This is a genomic window from Clostridioides sp. ES-S-0108-01, from assembly GCF_020662285.1.
In the GTDB taxonomy this organism is placed as follows: domain Bacteria; phylum Bacillota; class Clostridia; order Peptostreptococcales; family Peptostreptococcaceae; genus Clostridioides.
This window is the reverse complement of record NZ_JADGMN010000009.1, coordinates 76,544-95,935: the sequence shown is the minus strand read 5'-3', so window position 1 is coordinate 95,935 and position 19,392 is coordinate 76,544. Positions and strand designations below refer to the sequence as shown.

General features: G+C 27.9%; 17 protein-coding genes. 1 reads left to right on the top strand and 16 read right to left on the bottom strand.

Annotation, left to right across the window (positions count from 1 at the left end):
- Positions 1 to 196 precede the first annotated feature (196 nt).
- The 16 genes from phnW to IR152_RS10260 all read right to left on the bottom strand — a co-directional run bounded on the left by phnW (position 197) and on the right by IR152_RS10260 (position 16,871).
- Positions 197 to 2,107: a 2-aminoethylphosphonate--pyruvate transaminase gene (gene phnW, locus IR152_RS20280; RefSeq protein WP_227451769.1), complete on the bottom strand. Its 1,911-nt coding sequence runs from the start codon at positions 2,105 to 2,107 to the stop codon at positions 197 to 199.
- A 290-nt stretch (positions 2,108 to 2,397) separates the two neighbouring features.
- On the bottom strand, positions 2,398 to 3,183 hold the full coding sequence (locus IR152_RS10330; protein WP_227451768.1) for a DeoR/GlpR family DNA-binding transcription regulator: 786 nt from the start codon (positions 3,181 to 3,183) through the stop codon (positions 2,398 to 2,400).
- Positions 3,184 to 3,396: 213 nt separating this feature from the next.
- Positions 3,397 to 3,627, bottom strand: a complete 231-nt coding sequence (gene dltC / locus IR152_RS10325) for a D-alanine--poly(phosphoribitol) ligase subunit DltC (protein WP_003422749.1) — start codon at positions 3,625 to 3,627, stop codon at positions 3,397 to 3,399.
- 18 nt (positions 3,628 to 3,645) lie between these two features.
- Complete coding sequence (dltB, locus tag IR152_RS10320; RefSeq protein WP_227451767.1) at positions 3,646 to 4,794, bottom strand: D-alanyl-lipoteichoic acid biosynthesis protein DltB; 1,149 nt, start codon at positions 4,792 to 4,794, stop codon at positions 3,646 to 3,648.
- Positions 4,794 to 6,308: a D-alanine--poly(phosphoribitol) ligase gene (locus IR152_RS10315; protein WP_227451766.1), complete on the bottom strand. Its 1,515-nt coding sequence runs from the start codon at positions 6,306 to 6,308 to the stop codon at positions 4,794 to 4,796. The genes dltB and IR152_RS10315 overlap by 1 nt, the downstream gene beginning before the upstream one ends.
- Positions 6,309 to 6,428: 120 nt before the next feature.
- The gene (gene dltD, locus IR152_RS10310) at positions 6,429 to 7,619 is read right to left on the bottom strand and encodes a D-alanyl-lipoteichoic acid biosynthesis protein DltD (protein ID WP_227451765.1); all 1,191 of its coding nucleotides are present in this window, start codon (positions 7,617 to 7,619) and stop codon (positions 6,429 to 6,431) included.
- Between the two features lie 282 nt (positions 7,620 to 7,901).
- Positions 7,902 to 8,918 (bottom strand): Gfo/Idh/MocA family protein, encoded by a 1,017-nt coding sequence (locus tag IR152_RS10305; protein WP_227451764.1) that lies wholly within the window; start codon positions 8,916 to 8,918, stop codon positions 7,902 to 7,904.
- A gap of 172 nt (positions 8,919 to 9,090) precedes the next feature.
- On the bottom strand, positions 9,091 to 9,630 hold the full coding sequence (locus IR152_RS10300) for a putative ABC transporter permease (RefSeq protein ID WP_227451763.1): 540 nt from the start codon (positions 9,628 to 9,630) through the stop codon (positions 9,091 to 9,093).
- A gap of 100 nt (positions 9,631 to 9,730) precedes the next feature.
- Positions 9,731 to 10,411 carry an HAD family hydrolase gene (locus tag IR152_RS10295; protein ID WP_227451762.1) on the bottom strand — a complete coding sequence of 227 codons (681 nt, stop codon included), beginning with the start codon at positions 10,409 to 10,411 and terminating at the stop codon, positions 9,731 to 9,733.
- A 28-nt stretch (positions 10,412 to 10,439) separates the two neighbouring features.
- A complete protein-coding gene (locus tag IR152_RS10290; RefSeq protein ID WP_227451761.1) occupies positions 10,440 to 11,729 on the bottom strand; it encodes a hemolysin family protein in 1,290 nt (429 codons plus the stop codon).
- A 223-nt stretch (positions 11,730 to 11,952) separates the two neighbouring features.
- Positions 11,953 to 12,126, bottom strand: coding sequence for an FAD-binding protein (locus IR152_RS20445; protein WP_413927487.1), 174 nt, complete (start codon positions 12,124 to 12,126; stop codon positions 11,953 to 11,955).
- 82 nt (positions 12,127 to 12,208) lie between these two features.
- On the bottom strand, positions 12,209 to 12,508 hold the full coding sequence (locus IR152_RS10280) for a hypothetical protein (protein ID WP_227451760.1): 300 nt from the start codon (positions 12,506 to 12,508) through the stop codon (positions 12,209 to 12,211).
- 61 nt (positions 12,509 to 12,569) lie between these two features.
- Positions 12,570 to 13,379, bottom strand: a complete 810-nt coding sequence (locus tag IR152_RS10275) for an alpha/beta fold hydrolase (protein WP_227451759.1) — start codon at positions 13,377 to 13,379, stop codon at positions 12,570 to 12,572.
- Positions 13,380 to 13,462: 83 nt separating this feature from the next.
- A complete protein-coding gene (locus tag IR152_RS10270) occupies positions 13,463 to 13,996 on the bottom strand; it encodes a ferritin-like domain-containing protein (RefSeq protein WP_227451758.1) in 534 nt (177 codons plus the stop codon).
- 131 nt (positions 13,997 to 14,127) lie between these two features.
- The gene (locus IR152_RS10265; RefSeq protein ID WP_227451757.1) at positions 14,128 to 15,477 is read right to left on the bottom strand and encodes a TldD/PmbA family protein; all 1,350 of its coding nucleotides are present in this window, start codon (positions 15,475 to 15,477) and stop codon (positions 14,128 to 14,130) included.
- Positions 15,478 to 15,488: 11 nt separating this feature from the next.
- Positions 15,489 to 16,871 carry a TldD/PmbA family protein gene (locus IR152_RS10260; RefSeq protein WP_227451756.1) on the bottom strand — a complete coding sequence of 461 codons (1,383 nt, stop codon included), beginning with the start codon at positions 16,869 to 16,871 and terminating at the stop codon, positions 15,489 to 15,491.
- A 456-nt stretch (positions 16,872 to 17,327) separates the two neighbouring features.
- Here IR152_RS10260 and IR152_RS10255 point away from each other — a divergent pair, with 456 nt between their 5' ends.
- Positions 17,328 to 19,241 carry a sigma 54-interacting transcriptional regulator gene (locus IR152_RS10255; protein WP_413927488.1) on the top strand — a complete coding sequence of 638 codons (1,914 nt, stop codon included), beginning with the start codon at positions 17,328 to 17,330 and terminating at the stop codon, positions 19,239 to 19,241.
- Positions 19,242 to 19,392 lie beyond the last annotated feature (151 nt).

Genomic DNA, 19,392 nt, shown 5'->3' with positions numbered 1-19,392 from the left:
TAATCCCTATTTTAATTTTTATAAATAATCATAAAAAAATAATAGAGAAAATATTATATCCAAACTATAAATCCAAATTTCTTAGATTTGTGGTTTAAGTAAAATACATCCCTATTATTCAATATTTATATATTTATTATATAAACGTCTAAATACGAGTCTCAAAACTCTATAATAACTTATAATCCATTATCATCTACATATTGATGAATTTTTCGATTACATCAGCCAATCTCTCCATATCTGTTGGATAAACTTCTCCTATGCTACCTATTCTAAACGTATCTATATCAGTCAATTTACCTGGATAAATAACAAATCCATTCTCTTTTAGATAAGTATAAAATTCCATAAATTCAAAATTTGCATTTTTAGGGTATAAAAAAGTTGTTATTACAGGTGATTGAGCACTATCATTTACCAAAGTGTCAAAACCTAAAGATTTTAATCTTGAAGCTATTGTAAACTGATTTTCTTTATATCTAGCATATCTTTTTTCAACAGAACCTTCCTCTTCTAGTTCTAATAAAGCTTGATAAAAAGCTCTTACAACATGTGTAGGTGAAGTAAATCTCCATTTGCCATTGTTCTTCTCCATAGTCTCCCATTGTGCATATACATCAAGGGACAATGACTTAGCTATACCTTTACATTTAGATAATTCTTTTTTATTGGCTATTATAAAACCAAATCCAGGTACTCCTTGTATACACTTATTAGAACTACTAACTAGAAAATCTATATTAAAGTCTTCAACATCAATCTCAATTCCCCCAAAACTACTCATAGCATCAACTATATAAATCTTATTATATTCTTTTGCAAGTTTCCCTACCTCTTGTATAGGATTTAATCTACCTGTAGTAGTTTCACAGTGAACCATTGATATATGTGTTATATCTTTATTTTCTTTTAATAAATTTTCTACTACATTTAAATCAACTGCTTCTATATCTTTAAATGTACAATCAACAAATTCTATATTAAGATAATTGCATATATCTTTCATTCTCTTTCCATATGCTCCATTTGCAATTACAAGAAGTTTACCATCCTCTGGAATAGTACTTCCTATTGTAGCTTCCACTGAGAAAGTCCCACTTCCTTGCATCAATACACTCGTGTATTTATCTGTATTTTTTGTTCCTAAAGACACTAATCTTCTTCTAACATCTTGTACTAAGTCATTGTATTCAACATCCCAAGTACACCAGTCCTTTAACATAGATGCTCTTACTGATTTAGTAGTAGATAGTGGTCCTGGTGTAAGTAATATGTAATCATTTTCTGGTACAAAGTCTGATTTAATAATTTCATTTTCTATTTTTATTAAAACCTCTTCTAATTCAGCCATAGTTTCTATTACAAAATGTGCCCCTGCTTCTTTAAATCTCTTTGAAACTGTATCCATCTTAACTTTTAGCTCTTCTTTATCCATGTTATCTACTTCTTCTTGTGTAAGACCTAATTCACTTGAGCCCTTTATTACAGCAACACTCCACATTCCTGCATTTACACCTTCTTTTACATCACTTATTGTATCTCCTACTTTTACCATAGAACTCATAGGTGATACCCCCAAAGCTTCAGCATTTTTATAGCACATCCAAGGGTATGGTCTTCCTTGAGATACTTCTGATGGTGTTACAAGAAAGTCTGGTGAGTATCCTTTCTTTGCTGCATTTGGTTCAACTATATTCATCATCTCTCTTGTATAACCTGTTGTAGAACCTATTTTTAATCCATTTTTTCTTAATTTTTCAATAGTTTCAACAACATGAGGAATTGGAGTTGTATACTCTTCTAATGTCTCAAATAGCATTGGCTCAAATTCAGCATAAAGTTCATTTACATCTTCCTCAGTTGGCACTTTACCAAACTTATCTAACCAAAGATTTTTTATTCTATCCATTTCACACATTTCTCTTATATGGTCTATCTTTAATTTTCCCATAGGTTTTCTTGCTTCTTCCATTGTTACATCTATACCTCTTCTTTTAAATATCTCTATAAATACATTAAGAGGTGCAAAACATCCATAATCTACTGTTGTGCCAGCCCAATCAAATACTACTGCTTTTATTTTTTCTCCATATATCTTTTTCATATTTATAGCCTCCATAGATTCTTTTTAGAATTTTTGTGTTTTTAATTGTTTTTACTTTTAAAGTATAACTTTCATATGTTAATTATACATCATATTTAGGTTAAATATATATTAAATTTCTGTTTTTAGTTGTTTTTATTTGTTTCTAGTTGTTTTTTATTATATATCAAATTTCCATAAAACTCTAAATTACAATCTAAAATTTACTTTCTAATCTTAATCTATTAACTGACTATATTTTTTGAACTTGGTTTTATTAAGCCTAGTTGCATTACATGAAATTATGTTGTTTATTTTGCTTCTATCCATGTTATATTTATCTCATTTAACTTATCTTTCCATTCATTTGGAGGCTCTACATCACAAATAACAAAATCTAATTCTTCCAAATCTACTATCTTATACATACTAGCAATTCCTATTTTAGAACTATCACACAATACAAAACTTTCCTTTGAATTTTTTATATATTCTTTTGATAACAATGCCTTATTTTGGTCTATACTACTAATTCCAAAGCTATCAAGTATACCTTCACTAGATATAAAAGCTTTATCTACATATAAGTCTTTCATAGTATCTATTGACATTGGACATGCTGTTCTTTGATGCTTTAAATTTACTTTTCCTCCAATAAATATAACTTCTCCATCAAATAAGCCTTGATTTTCATAAGAAATCAATTTTGATAGAACTGGATAAGAGTTTGTAATAATCTTTAAATTGTTTATAGACACTATATAATCTACAATCTGCAAATTGGTAGTACCTTCATCTATGATGATTGACTCATTGTCATTCACAAACTTAGCTGCATATTTAGCAATACTTTGCTTTTTATCTAAGTTAGTATTATTTCTCTTTATATGTTCTGGTTCAATCACTCCATAGTTTATTTTTATAGCACCACCATATACCTTTTTTAATTTATTTTCATTTTCTAATTCTTCCAAATATCTTCTTATTGTTTCTGATGATACTTCTAATCTTTTTACTAGCTCTTTAGTGTTTACCTTACCTTTTGAATCTAATAATTTAAGTATTTCTTTTTTTCTATCTATGGAATTTAAAGACATCAATTTTCCTCCTATAATATATTTTGCTCCTATAATATTACAATAATACCTAAGATTTACGAAATCATATTTATATGTTAAATTTTTTTACTTAATCGAAGTTCACTTCAAAATACTATGTATTATCATAAAAAAAGTCCATCAAATATTAGTATAAGATGGACTTTGTAAAATTTTATTTTATAAATTAATATTTAAAACCTAATTACTAATTTATTTCCTTGTCTCTAAGAATTTTACTAAATTATTTACAGTAGACATATCTTTTCTCTCTAAATCAGTTGGTTGAAGTTCTATTCCTAGTCTATTTTCAATTTCAAGTAAAACTTCAATTATAGCTAATGAGTCTAAAAGCTCCGTCTCAAATAAATTAAGGTCTAAATCTTCTCTTATCTCATCAGTCCCTAATACGTCTTCAAATATTTCTATAACTGTTTCTTGCATAAAATTGCCTCCTTAAAATTAAGCTAAATAACCAGAGAATATCAGCAATCCAAAACACACAATGTGGAATGTAATGAAAATTTGTACTCTCTCGAACCATTTTTCTTTTTTATGTTTTTTATAAAATTTAGATTTTCTCTGATATATATCAGTTAAAACAAGTGCCAAACCTTGGTATACACCATAAGCAACGTAATACCAAGTTAGACCATGCCAAAACCCCATTGTTATCATGGTTATCATCTGAGCTACATGAGCAGCAGTAGTTCTTTTCTTAAATCTTTTCTTTCTCATTGATGACATGACAAATCTAGAAAAAATATAATCTCCAAACCATCTTGAAAGACTTATATGCCATCTTGTCCAAAACTCCTTCATATCTTTACTGATAAATGGCTTGTCAAAGTTTATAGGTACTTGTATTCCAAATATATACCCTGTACCTATAGCAAATAAACTATATCCTGCAAAATCAAAGAATAGGTACAAGCTATATGCATACATATAACTTAAAATATTTATAAAACTCATATCTTTAGGTATTATCGATACCCAATATGTATTTATCAAAAATGCTATAACAAACTTATAACCTATTCCCATGACAATATTTTTTATTCCTGTCAGTAAGTATTCTTCTAGATATTCTTTTCTAGATATTTGTTTTTCCAAGTCTTGTTCAAACCTTCTTGACCTATCAATAGGTCCAGAACTCAAGGTTGGAAAAAATAACATAAAATAAAGCATCTTTGAAATTTTAACTTCTTTTATAGCACCATCATAAATTTCAATAACCATTTGTATAGTTCTGAAATTTAAATATGATATTCCAATAAATCCAATCACTCCAAAGGAAGTAACTGGAGATATTTTATTGATTATTATTGGAAGCATTGATGCAAACAAAAAACTCCAATATATGTATTTGTTTTTAGTTTTTCTTCTTACATATTCATATCCTTTAACTATTATTACTTCAAGAATAATAAACATTACCAAGTACTTTAGTTGGACATCTATTCCTACTATTAGGAATATCATAAATAAACTTGCCAACATACCATAATACTTTATATTCTTACCCATTAGACCTAAAATTACTGCTGGTATTGATGTTAATAATAATATATAAAGATAAAAATAATCTCCATACTGTGAAAAAATCATTAAATTTCCTCCATAAGTTTCTTTCTGTCTATTTTACCATTGATATTTGTTGGAAACTCAGAGATTATTGAAATATTTCTTGGAATCATATATGAAGGTATATATTTTCCCAGTTCCTTTTTTATTATCATCCCATTTTTAATATTACTTAAATCATTCTTTTCATTTAACTCAACAATACCTTTTAAGTAAGCAATCTTTTCGTCCTTATATATCGGTAAAACTACTGCATTTTTTACATTATGTACTTTTCTCAAGTTATTTTCTATATCTTCTATTTCAATTCTAAATCCATTTAATTTAATCTGAAAATCTTTTCTTCCACAATAATATATATTTCCATCTAAAAGATATCCAATATCTCCAGTTTTATAAGCCCTCCACTTTACACCATCTATTTCATCATAGAAAAATACTTCATCAGTCTTTTCTTTATTATTAAAGTAACCTTTAGAAACTGATGGTCCAATTATTATAATCTCACCTTTTTCATTTTCTTTAAGTTCATTTCCATCTTCACCAAGTATTTTTATTTTACAATTTGACATAGGGTATCCAACTGGAAGACTCTTTTCATCATCTATAGCGTCCTGAGTCATATCGTTTACACTTACACCAACAGTAGCTTCGGTTGGTCCATATCCATTGATAACTCTTGTATTTGGAAATCTACTCATAAGTTCTCTAGTAAGATTTTTTGAAAGTGCTTCTCCTATGAATATCATTGACTCAAGCTTAGGAAGCATTTTACTATTAAACTCTTTTTCTGTTACACATACACCTGCAAAAGAAGGAGTCGATACCCATATAGCTATATCTGACATACCAAATTGTCTAAATAGTTCTTTGTAGTCTGCTAATACATCTTTTGATATTGAAAATAATGTAGCTCCATGGATAAGACCAGGATATATTGTTGTAACTGAAAGGTCAAAAGAATATGCCGCTTGATTCATTATTACTTTTTCACTTCCATCTATGTTTAGATATGGGCTTATCCAATCCGAAAAGCTATCTAAATTGTTTGAACTTATTTGAACTCCTTTTGGTTTTCCTGTACTTCCTGAAGTAAATAATATATATGCATTTTCATTATCTTTTACCCAGTTTTCTTTATGTAATGATTTTCCCTGATATTCATTTATTATGTCCTTTAGTTTATCCATATCAATTACATTAATATCACCAAAATCTTTTTCATCACTAAAATTAAATAATACCTTTGGTTTTATCTCTTTAGTGACTTCAAAAACTCTATCAAGTGGAAAACTAATATCAAGAGGTACATATGCTCTACCTGATTTTAAAGCTCCTATCATACATGCCATTATCATATTTTCTTTATTTCCATAAATTACTATAGGGGTATCTTCCTCTTTGTATACATCTTTTAGAAATACTGATATAGCATCTGAATACTCATTTAAATCTTTATAAGAAAGTTTATCTCCATTACATATTAGTGCTATTCTATCTGTATTTGAATATTTTTTTACTCCTTCAATAATTTTCATATAAGAATTCTCCTTTAAAATCCGTTATAAATAAATGGCAATTCTTTAAATGGAGTAAATGTTAGAACTCCTATTGCCAATATTATAACCATAGTTAAACAGATACTAGTTAACAAATCCTTATTGCTCTTTAAATATTTTAAATAATCTCTCACAGACATCTACCCATCCTTTCGTACCAAGATGCATTACATCTCTTAAATAATATTTATCTGACCCTTTATCTTTAAGGTTTAGAACTTCAAAACCTTTGCTTTCTGCTATCTTTTGTGCTTTATCATAATATTGAGTTCTTTCTTTTTCAGAGATACCAGTCAAATCATAGAATTTATCCATACTTGGGATTAATACAACAACTGGCTTGATACCTAAGTCAGTACATACATTTAACATAAGTTTATAACTTTCAAACTCCTTAGAAGTTAACAAATTTACGTCTTTGTCTCTTCCTCTATATTGCTCTAAACCATCTTCAAAATGTTTTTTATAATAAAATTTATCAATATTTAGCGGATTTTTACCAACTCTTTTTTTAGCATCTTCAATAGCTTTCTTTCTCTCATGTGACCAATTTATTGATCCCTTTCTTTTTTCTTTTCTTTTTTCATCTAGCCTAATTAATCGTTTATAAAGTATTCCTTTTTCTTTAAGAGCTATACAATACTTTCTTCCTTGAAAATAAGGTTCTAAAATCACCTTAACAGCTTTTTCCGACAAGTTCTTAGGTTCATATAACTTCGCATATAATGCTTCTGCTTTATACTCTTCACTTTCCCATAATAGCTTACTTGATTTTTTTACATATTCAATTTTATTTTGTTTAGATATTTTTGGATTATCCAAAAATCGATAAAATTGTATTGGTGAAAACCTAGACTGATAATGGTGATTTGTGACTCCATCTTTCTCCATAAACCATTGCATAGAAATTAACAATACAACCTTTTTATTATCAATATTAGGATTCATACTTCCTAATATTGCAGTATCTTGTAATGTCTGAGTATAGGCTGTCCCAATTGCAAATGCCTTATTTTTGCTCCTATTCGTATTAAAATAGTACTTTGGATGTTGTTTTGTTGAATTACTAAGTTCTGATGACCCCAAAATCATAATATCTTTTTCTCTTAAAAAATGATTATTTGCTGTAACACCTTTATCTTTTATATCACTTAAAGTATCATCCATAATTGGAAGTAGATTTTTCTTCCTCAAAAGTTCATCAGTTTTAGAATCAAGAAATTTGTCTAGTACAAATAAAAATACTACGCCTATTATAAAAGGTGTAATAAAGTATATCAATTTTCTCATATTTTCTCTCCTCTAAAAATATTCAAATTTATGTTATTATTAATCATATTAGTTTTGATATGTATATTCAACTACAAAATTGTAATAAAATCGTCAAAACTTTTTTTGGTACTGTTACGAAATTGTAAAAAAAGAAAGGAAGTACTAAATATAAATTTCCTTTTAGTGCTTTTCATGCTTATAATTTGACACCTTAATACTTAACTATGTATACATATTAACTTAACTTAAAATTAAATTTATTTTATATATTATAAATTAGTATATATTTTATAACCTAATCTATATACTATCAGCTGGATAAACAATATTACTTTGCCTTCTTATCTCATCCATAATTTCCATTACTATTATTGAATTTTCATGAGAATTTATATTTGACTCTATTTTATTGTTATTTATAAGACTTATAAACTCTACAAGTTCATAATACATTCCTTCTATTTCTCTAGGATTTTCCTTTGCTTTTTCTTTTAAAATAGATATATCTTCTTCTCTTCCATCTCTATATCTAATAATAACTTTTTCAAATAGATTAAGTTTTTCAATTATTATACTTCCCTCTTCTCCTTGTATCTCAGATGGTATATAAGAATCAGCTATTTTAGAATACTGAATTATTGCATCCATATCATCATATTGAAATACAGCTGAACCTTCTCCATCAACTCCAGTTTGAAGTATATGAGAAATTGCCTTCACGGACTTTGGAGCTCCAAATAAATTTACCATAGGATGTATACAGTAAACTCCTATATCCATCAATGCACCATTTGACAATTCTTTTTTAAAAGCATTTTCTACAATTCCATTTTTATATTTATCATATCTTGAAGAATACTGACAATAGCTTCCAAAGAATCTTCTTATTTTCCCTATTTTATACAAGTTTTCTTTAACTACTCTAAAGTTTGGAACACATGTAATCCTCATAGCTTCCATAAGTAATACATTATTATCTCTGGCTGTTTTTATCATTGATTTGACTTCTTTTAAATTAGATGCTAACGATTTTTCACAAAGCACATGTTTTTTGTATTTTAAACAAGTAATGGCTTGCTTTGAATGCATTGCGTTTGGAGAAGCTATGTACACAGCATCTATATCATTCGATTTAGCCATTTGTTCTAAATCATCGAAAAAAATATTCGCTCCATGTGACTCTCCAAATTCTCTAGCTTTTTCTAAATCTCTAGAATATACAGCAACCAATTCAAATTCTTTAATCCTAGATGCCGCTCTTAAAAATATATTTGCTATATTGCTTGTCCCAATAATTCCAAATCTTATTTTATTCATTATAAATCACTTCCTATTTCCTACATTTTATTTTAATAGAAGACTTTATAGCCTATCACCATATTACAAAATAATTTTATCAAATAAAAAAGAAAGCTAATTTTAAATTATTTCACCATTTTAACATAGCTTTCTTTTAACTACAATCTAAATTTAACCTATATTTTTAAAGCTATCTTTCTACTATATCTTTATTTCCTCTCAAAAACTTTATAGTAAAAATTTCATCCACAAACAATGCTGTTAACAATATGGTTACAAGAATTGGCCAGTAAGGAATTATAATACTATACAAATTATCAACTATATATACTTGAAAATATCTAACTCCAATAAAAGTCAATATAGTCCAATATATAGAAAACTTTAGACATACTATCCCTCTACTATTGTATTTATAATCTGAATAATCCCAATAGACCTTATTAAAATATACTTTCATAAGTATTCCTGTAATATACTCTACGACTGTTGGCACTACTAGACATAATAAAAGCAATACAAATATATTATTGGGGTCAATAAACCTTGAGACCTCTATTATAATCGACATTGCAATTGCATACATTGGTTTAAATGGTCCATTTAAAAATCCATCTTCTTGAAAATGACCTTGTTTATAATAACTATATAGATTTTCAATTATCCAACCTATAAAACCATACAAGAAAAAATTAAATAAAAAATATAATAGAGAACCTACATTATCCATGAATATTCCTCCTAATTGTTTATACTTATTTTTTCTCATATTCATGGATTTATTCTAAATTAAATAAATTATATTTAATTTATTTAATTAATATTTTATATTATAGGTTGTGACATTCTTTAGAGTTCAAACTTTTTAGGTATTCTCTAACCTCTAATAAATTTTCAAGTATCTTATGTGATTGTGATTTAATTTTTTCATCTGGCTCTTTTAAATCTGGTACATTTATACATCTTATACCACCGTTATATGCAGCTTCCACTCCCATAGGGGAATCCTCTATAACAATACAATTTTTTGGATTAATGCTCATTTCTTTAGCTGCTTTTAAAAATATTTCTGGATTTGGTTTAGAATTTATAACGTCATCTCCACAAACTATAGCATCAAAGTACTCCTTTAACCCTGCTTTGGTTAATCTCTTTACTGCACTTTCTCTCTTTGTAGATGTTGCAACAGCCATTTTGTAGCCACTTTCCTTTAAAAAAGAGATTAATTCATTAACTCCTAATTTGATAGGAGCTCCTTCTCTATCCATAAATTCAATCATATTTTTAGTTTTTTCATCATACAAATCTATTATTGGTACAGAGCTATCATATATGTTTGTAAGACCTTCTATTATCCCCTTACGATTTCTTCCCATAACTGATGTATAAATTTCCTTAGTCATAGTATATCCATACTTTTCAAACGTCTCTATCCAAAATTCAAGAGAGATTCTCTCTGAATCAAATAAAACTCCATCCATATCAAAAATAATTCCTTCTACTTTTTGCATACAATTCCTCCAATATTTTTTGATATAATTATATTACACTTTTTATGATTAATTTTACAACCCTCAATTTATCCAATTCTAATATCGCAAAATTATAATTTTCAAAAGTTACACTTTGATTTACTTTAATATTTGAACCGAGCATATATGATATCCACCCGCCTATACTGTCAAATCCATCATGTTCTATATCAAGACCAAAATACTTATTAATATAGTTAATCGATTCAGTCCCATCAACTAAATAAGAACCTGCCCCTATTTTCTTAATATGAGTCTCTTCTTTGTCAAATTCATCTTGAATTTCTCCAACTATTTCTTCTAGTATGTCTTCTATTGTTACCACACCAGATGTACCACCATATTCATCTACAACTATAGCAAGTTGAAGCTTTTCTTTCCTTATTCTCTCAAGAGCTTTATCTATAGTTAAATTTTCAGATATATATATAATATCTCTCAATATATCTTCTAGTTCAATTTTATCTTCATTTATCTTTTGATTATATAAATCTCTTATATGTACAAAACCTAATATATCATCTTTATTTTTTCTGCATACTGGATATCTTGTAACACCTTCTTCTTTTAAAATAGCTAATATCTTTTCTTCTGAATCATTTTCATATATACATACCATATCAGTTCTAGGCACCATTATCTCTCTAATTTTCTTTTCCTCAAATTCAAAAATATTATCAACTAATCTTTGCTCTGATTCATCTATAAGTCCACTTTTATAACTTTCTTCCACTAATAGCCTTATTTCATCACCTGTATGGGGTTCAGCAACCTCATCAGCTTGTGAGTATCCAAATGGTTTAAGAAATAAATCAGTACTTAGATTGAAAAAATATATTACTGGATATGTTAACTTATAAAATCCTATTAATAAAAAAGATGTACTCAACATTATTCTTTCTGTATTATAAAGTGCTAAAGCCTTAGGAACCAGTTCTCCTATTACAACCTCCATCATTGTTATAATTAAAAAAGAAATAGAAATTGATATAGTATATATAATACTTTCACTAAGATTAAATATGCTTACTACTGGTAAAATCAACTCTTTAACTGTAGATTCTCCCATCCACCCTAATGCAAGCGAACAAAGTGTTATACCAAGTTGACATGCAGAAAGATAGGAATTTAAATTGTCTTTTATTATTTTACATCTTTTTGCATTATCATCACCTTCAGCTATCATGGTATCTATCCTAGAACTACGAAGTTTTACCATAGCAAATTCACAAGCTACAAAAAAAGCATTTATCAAAACAAGTATTACTATAAGTGTTACATTTAATAATTCCCGCATAAAGTATTGGTTCTTATAATGCAAGAAATCTATAAGAACTCAAAGTTCCCCCCTTATATTAATAAATTTAATTTATAATATATATTCTATCATATTTATTAATATATCTTACTTTATTACAAATAATTTTTATACACTAAATTAACCCCTTTTAATATCTATAATTGAATATATATTAAAAGGGGCTATATTAATAGTTACTCTTTTTGAATGCTGTTTATTTTTACAATATTATTTTCTTTGGCCCATCATCCAATTTTATTTCTACAGAATCTCTACTTATTAGTTTTGCTTCACCTTTTTCTATAATTACAACATTTAATCCAAGTTGAGCTCCTCTAATTGCTGCAACATACCCTCCCAGTCCACCACCAATTACTATTAAATCGGTGTTCATCTCCACAATTCCTCCTTTTAAGTCATAAATATTAATCCACTATAACCAAAATTTTATTATCAATATTTATATCCCATTAAGTCTATTTGATTTTTAATATCATAATGAAGTTTTTGACGTGTAAAAATAAAATTATTTTTCCCCACTGTACATTTCCTAGACCAACATTAGCTATTAATTTATTTAAGATTTGTTGAGTTTTATGTAGTATTTTTTCTTCATCTACAGTTATTATCTGATTATTCTCCATAATCACTTTTCCATCTATAATAGAGGTTTCTATATTATTTGGAGTGGAACCTAGTGAGTCTAATTTATTTATAGATTTTGCTCCTCCTAAAGTTGCCATTTCAAGTATACTTGATGAAGGTAAAAGTTTCACATCTCTATGAGTAACCTTTTACACGTAATCTTACTCTTTTTTAAGCACTAACAAAATATCTTTATTCCTCTAAAAACTGTAAGAATTCTTGATTAAATAGTTTAAGTTCATCATAAAATATAGCATGACCACTATACTCAAAAGTATATAAAGTTGAATCTTCTATTTTTTCATTCATAAAAACTGCAAATTCATATGGGCATACTCGGTCTAGTTTCCCATGAAATATACCAGTAGGCACTCTTACACATTTTAAATCATTAAATAATTCTTCATCTCTTAAAGATACAGCTGTTCCAATTGTACCAATACCAGATGCACTAAAACCAATGTCGTTGAACCACCTTCTAAAACTTTTTGATGGATTTGATGCAAATACCTTTTCGCCAAAATTGGTCACCATTTCTGGTCTATCAGTACATGCTTGAGCTATTAAATTATTAACATCCTCACGTGTCATACCGTACGGAAACTCTGGAGGTCTCTGTACAAATGATGGTGCTGCTGCTGCAAGCAATGCTAATTTTGATACCTCATATCCATGAAACAAGCTCATATATCTAAGTACAATCGCTCCACCCATTGAGAATCCAACAAGAGTGAAATCTTTTAATCCAATGGCCTGTACCACCTTATAAATATCATCCGCCATTTGGCTGTAGGTATATCCTCCTGCTGTTGCATCAGATTTACCAAATCCTCTTAAATCAATTGAAACTGTTCTATATCCAAGTTTTGGAAGTATATTGGTTTGATATTCAAATATCTTATGTCCTAACGGCCAACCATGTATAAAAAGTACTGTTTTTTTAGCACTCGGATTTAAATCATAAACTGCTATATTTATATCATTTACATACACATAATACATATCAATAGCAACTCCCTTCAAGAAAATGTATGATATCTATTTTATATATATGAATAAAATAATTAATAACTAAGCTTTCGAGTTTATTCGCAATACTTTTCTATTGCTTTTTTAAACAAACCTACATGAACTTTTTCGTCTAAAATTATTCTATTTAATATAGCTTTTATATAAGGGTCTTCTATAATACTTATATCTCTATAATAATTATCAATAGCTACATATTCTAAATGTAAATCTGATTTTAGTCTGTCGCAAATGGAGTCTCCATAATATACAAAACTTCCATTCCAATATGCACCACATGAACTTGTAGAACCTCTGTATACAGGATTTCCACCCAATAATCTTATAGTCTTTGCCAATATCTCCATATGTAACATTTCCGTTATAGATATATTTACCCACATTTCATTAAGTTCTTTATAATTTTTCTCTGAATCAAAATCATGATATAAGTACTGTGTTACACTTGTAAATTCACTAGCTCTACCAGAATAATCATCCATCAATAGTTCTGCATAGTACTTATTTGGTCCTAAGACTTTTATTTCTGGGTATGGTTCATCACTTGAATATCCCTTTCTTTTGTGCATATCGTAATGTACATCACTCATAATATATCCTCCTTTAAATCTAACATATGATATTAATTATATGCATTGCGACTTTATTATATAACGTAAATAATAAAAAGCCATGTTAATTAAAATTAACATAGCCTTTTGCTTACAAAATTACTTTTTAATTATTCATCTTTTCCAGCTACTGATAACTCTTTAATAACAACTGAAGGTGAGCCTATACTACTCATTGGAAATTCTAAATCTTCTCCCACAACTTCAATGTCTTTTAATAAATCAAAGTAATTACCTGCAACAGTAATTTGCTCTACTGGAAATACTTTTTTACCTTCTTTAATATAAAAGCCTTTAGCTGCTAAAGAAAAGTCTCCTGTTACTGAATTTGCGCCTGAATGAAGACCTGCAAAACTAGTAACCATCAAGCCTTCACCTATATTTTTCATAATTTCATCTAGAGATTTATCTCCTTTTTCTATATAAAAGTTAGTTGGATGTATACCTATAGGTGAAGAATATGAAGATTTTATTCCATTTCCTGTAGTCTTTACATTTGCCTTATTAGCCGTCTTTAAATTATGAAGTAAAGTTATAAGCTTTCCATTTGAAATAATTTCTTTTTTAAATGTAGCTACTCCCTCATCGTCAAAAGGAGTAGATGCCATACCATTTTCTAAAAGCGGGTCATCAACCATTGTAACTATAGAAGATGCTATCATATCTCCTTCTCTACCTTTTAATAGAGATAATCCTTTTTGAGCTGAATCTGCATTAAATATTCCAGAAAATGTGCTAAGTAAAGATACCATAGCTTCATTAAACAATATAGTTTTATATTTACCTGATGGGATACTCTTACCACCTACTTTAGATAAAGCATCATCAACACCAAGTTTTGCTATCTCACAAGGCTTTATTTCTTCAATAGAAGTTGCTATATTATATCCTATTCCATCATATTTTTGTCCATTGTCTTCTATGATAGGAACTACAAACCCTATAAGGATATTGGTTGTATTGCTTAAATCAAGAGCTTTAGTATTACATATACCATTACTCGATACAGAATAAGATATAGTACACTTAGATAAATTTACTACCTTATCTGAATAAGCTTTAGTCTCTCTTTCCATTTCTAAAGCTAAATCAATCAACTTATCTGCTTCTAAATTTTCTAGCTCTTTAGAATAAGTTTTTACCTTACTATATTGCTTATCACCTTCATATATAAATTGTATATCTTCATTTTCAATGGTATTTACTCCATCTTTTACATTTTTTATCAACATATCAACAGCTTTATCATCTAAAATTTCTGTATAAGAGTAACCTATCTTTCCATTTATTTTTCCTCTAAAAGATAAACCAAAAGATTTATCAAGACTGTATTTTTCAACTTCTCCTTCGTATATATTTATACTTAAATTTTCTCCTGTATAATAATATACTTCACACTCTTCAAAGCCTTCACTTATAGCCTTTTTAAATAATATATCATTAAAACTTTTAAGTTCCACAATTATCCCTCCTATCTTCCACCTACAGTAATTTCTTTCACCCTTATCATAGGTTGACCTACATTAGTTGGTATACTTCCTGATGATGAACCACACATCCCTTGAGCTTGTTTTAAGTTGTTCCCAACCATATCTATATTCATAAGTACCTCGCTACCTTTTCCAATTAAACTAGCACCTCTAACTGGCTCTTGTATTTCTCCATTTTTTACCAAGTAACCTTCTGAAACTGCAAAATTGAACTCTCCTGTTACAGGATTTACAGAGCCACCCCCCATTTTTTTAGCATAAAGTCCATCTGGTATTGACTTTATAATGTCTTCTGGTTTATCTTCTCCAGCAGCAATATAAGTGTTAGTCATTCTTGAAGTTGGAGCAAATTTGTAGTTTTGTCTACGAGAACTTCCTGTAGGATTCATTCCCATTCGTCTACCATTAAGTTTATCTATCATATAAGACTTCAAAATTCCATTTTCAATCAGTATATTTTTTTGAGCTGGATTTCCCTCATCATCTATATTCATAGAACCCCAGTAATTTGGTATTGTACCATCATCTATAGCTGTAATCTTTGTAGAAGCAATCTGTTGACCTAATTTATCTGCAAATACGGAATTGCCCTTTGCAACTGATGTAGCTTCTAAAGAATGTCCACAAGCTTCATGAAATATTACTCCACCAAATCCATTATCTATTGCTACCATCATATTGCCTGCTGGACAATTTTTAGCATGCAACATAGTATGTGCTACTCTAGCTGATTCTTTTGCATAGTATTCTGGGTCTATTTCTTCAAATATTTCAAACCCTTTACAACCTCCAGGTCCTTCAAATCCAGTTTGATTTTCAGTACCTTTAGATGCAATTGAACTTATTCCAAGTCTGGTTCTTATTCTTCTATCTTCAACATATATACCTTCAGTGTTTGCAATTAATATTTTTTGGTCTTTATCCAAATAACTAACACTTACTTGAGATATATCACTACTAAATTCTTTTGCACTCTTATATGCAACCTTCATTACGTTTACTTTATCTTTATTAGCTATTGAATTTGGATAAATTTTTATATTATGTATATTATTTATTTTATTACTGTCATTTAATATTACACTTTTTCCATCCTCTAATTTTCCTAACGCAACAGCAGCTTTATATGCTACATCCAACAAACTATTTAACGAATTATCACTTGTATAAGCATATATGCTTTTTAATCCTTTAAATATTCTTATTCCTATACCATAATTTCTCCCGCCTATTGCATTTTCTACTTTATTATCTATTAAACTAATAGAATTATTTATAGTATCTTCTTCAAAAATCTCAGCAAAGTCTCCTCCAGTAATTAGACACTTTTCTAATACCTTTGAAGCTATATCTTTTGAAAGCATAAATTTACCTCCTACTTTAAATTTTTAATTAACTTTTACTCAATTTTTTTACTTGTTAACAAACATTATATACTATATTACTTAAAATAAAGTATTTATTAAATATATTATACATATGTTTTATACTAAAATGTTATCACATTTTATCTATACATACCCATATAACTATATAATTAAAATATATAATATCATTTACTATAGAAAATAATACATTCATACATAATAAATGTTAGGAGTGAAATATATGAAATTATTTAGAGTAGATAGATTTGACAAATAGATATTAGATATTAAAAGACTGTAAGAAGATGAAACTTTAGAATTTTAGAAGTTAACTTTGATGCAGTCTTTTATAATGTTCTTTTTAAAAATACTTTATTTATAATTAAATATAAAGTAAAATATTAAAATATAACTGATAAAATTTAGTCATGAGATAATATTTAAGTTTATTTGATGAAATATGGAGGAATCATTATGAAAGAAATACTCGTTATTGCTCCCACTAAAGGAACCTATGAAAAATCAATTCACATAGTTAAAAAAAACAAATATACAAATATTGATGTTGTATTTGGCAATCTAAAAGAAGGTATACCTCTTGCTGAAAAAAGTATTAATCATGGTACTAGAGTTATCATAAGCCGAGGTGGGACTTACAATATGTTAAAAGCTACCTACAACATACCTATAGTTGAAATTAAAGTAGATGCTTATGATATTATAAAAAGCTATAAAGAAGTAAAAAATTCCGATGAACCATTTGGAATAATTGGATTTAATAACGTCATCTATGGCTTCGATATTATAGAAGAAATATTGAATAAAAAAATAACTATGATTGAAATTGAAAAAGAAGAAGAGATTTATGATGCTATAGAAAAATACAGAAAAAAAGGTATCAACACATATATAGGAGATACTACTGTTGCACATATTGTTAAAAGACTTAATTGTAAGGGAATATTAATTGAATCTAGAGAAGAGAACATACTTAGAGCCATTCAACAAGCAGAACAAATACTTGAAGCAACCAAAGATGAACAAAAAAGAAGATTACAGATAGAAGCTATGACAGATTTCGTACATGATGGAATAATAACAGTTGATAAAAATTTTAAAATCACATTATTTAATAAGAGTGCTGAAAAAATATTTGGTATAAAAAAGGAAAATGCACTTTATCATAATGTTATCGATGTTATTCCAAACACGGTTCTTCCACAAGTAGTTGAAACTATGGAACCTCAAATTGGTGAAATACAAAATATAGGAAGTACAAAAATTATTACAAATAGAGTTCCAATCATAGTTGATGGTCAAATTCAAGGAGCTGTTTCTACATTTCAAGATAGTAAGGAGATAAGTTCTTTTGAACATACAATAAGAAGGAGTCTATTAAATAAAGGTCTATCTGCTAAATACACTTTTGATGATATAATCCATGCTAGTGAAAAAACAAAAGATTGTATAGAAATTGCTAAAAAATATGCATGTTATGACACTCCAATGATTATTACTGGAGAGTCAGGTGTTGGTAAAGAACTATTTTGCCAAAGTATACACAACTATAGTAAGCGTAAAAATGCACCTTTTGTTGCTGTAAATTGTGCTGCTATACCTCCATCTTTAATAGAGAGTGAGTTTTTTGGTTATGAGGAAGGTTCATTTACAGGTGCAAGAAAAAAAGGTAAATCAGGAGTATTTGAGTTAGCACATGAAGGTACAATCTTTCTAGATGAAATAAGTGAAATTCCTCTTGAACTTCAAGGTCGATTATTGAGAGTCTTACAGGAAAAACAAGTTATGAGAATTGGTGGTGATAAAGTTATTCCTATAGATGTGAAAATTATCTGTGCTTCAAATAAAGACTTAAAAAATATGATGCGTGATGGTTTATTTAGACAAGACCTTTATTTTAGAATAAATATACTAACATTGCACCTTCCTTCATTAAAAGAAAGAAAAGAAGATATTATAAAATTATCAGAATTTTTTATACATAAATATTCAATCAAATACAACAAAACACCTTTAATTATCACTCCAAATATTAAACAAGCACTTCTTGAACGAGAATACGAAGGTAATATAAGAGAATTGGAAGGTATGATGGAAAGGGCTGTTATTGTAGAATCATTTGATTCAATTTTATTAGAAAAATATAAAAATGAATATACAAATAATATATCACATAAGAATAATAATGATTTTGAATGTAGTAATTTAGATTTAAAGACATTAGAAAAAAAATATATCTATAAAATTTATAATGAAAACAATAGAAATACTACAAAAACTTGTGAAATTCTAAAAATAACTCGCTCTACTCTATGGAGAAAATTAAAAGAAATAGAAAATGATGTTTAAAAATAAAACATACTTAATATATCAAAACGTTTTATGTTTCAATTTAATACATAAGACGTTTATTTGTTTTTACTAAAAAATATAATTATATAATAAAAATATTATTTTTAGTGTGAAATTTTCTACAATTATACGTTTAACTCTAAGTAAT

Bases quoted from the DNA above. Each gene is read 5' to 3' on its own strand.
- IR152_RS10275 (WP_227451759.1), bottom strand. From the start codon at position 13,379: ATGTATTATGTGTATGTAAATGATATAAATATAGCAGTTTATGATTTA.
- dltB (WP_227451767.1), bottom strand. From the start codon at position 4,794: ATGATTTTTTCACAGTATGGAGATTATTTTTATCTTTATATATTATTA.
- IR152_RS20445 (WP_413927487.1), bottom strand. From the start codon at position 12,126: ATGAACACCGATTTAATAGTAATTGGTGGTGGACTGGGAGGGTATGTT.
- IR152_RS10300 (WP_227451763.1), bottom strand. From the start codon at position 9,630: ATGGATAATGTAGGTTCTCTATTATATTTTTTATTTAATTTTTTCTTG.
- IR152_RS10295 (WP_227451762.1), bottom strand. From the start codon at position 10,411: ATGCAAAAAGTAGAAGGAATTATTTTTGATATGGATGGAGTTTTATTT.
- IR152_RS10330 (WP_227451768.1), bottom strand. From the start codon at position 3,183: ATGTCTTTAAATTCCATAGATAGAAAAAAAGAAATACTTAAATTATTA.
- IR152_RS10270 (WP_227451758.1), bottom strand. From the start codon at position 13,996: ATGAGTGATGTACATTACGATATGCACAAAAGAAAGGGATATTCAAGT.
- IR152_RS10255 (WP_413927488.1), top strand. From the start codon at position 17,328: ATGAAATATGGAGGAATCATTATGAAAGAAATACTCGTTATTGCTCCC.
- dltC (WP_003422749.1), bottom strand. From the start codon at position 3,627: ATGCAAGAAACAGTTATAGAAATATTTGAAGACGTATTAGGGACTGAT.
- IR152_RS10290 (WP_227451761.1), bottom strand. From the start codon at position 11,729: ATGCGGGAATTATTAAATGTAACACTTATAGTAATACTTGTTTTGATA.
- phnW (WP_227451769.1), bottom strand. From the start codon at position 2,107: ATGAAAAAGATATATGGAGAAAAAATAAAAGCAGTAGTATTTGATTGG.
- dltD (WP_227451765.1), bottom strand. From the start codon at position 7,619: ATGAGAAAATTGATATACTTTATTACACCTTTTATAATAGGCGTAGTA.
- IR152_RS10260 (WP_227451756.1), bottom strand. From the start codon at position 16,871: ATGCTTTCAAAAGATATAGCTTCAAAGGTATTAGAAAAGTGTCTAATT.
- IR152_RS10305 (WP_227451764.1), bottom strand. From the start codon at position 8,918: ATGAATAAAATAAGATTTGGAATTATTGGGACAAGCAATATAGCAAAT.
- IR152_RS10315 (WP_227451766.1), bottom strand. From the start codon at position 6,308: ATGAAAATTATTGAAGGAGTAAAAAAATATTCAAATACAGATAGAATA.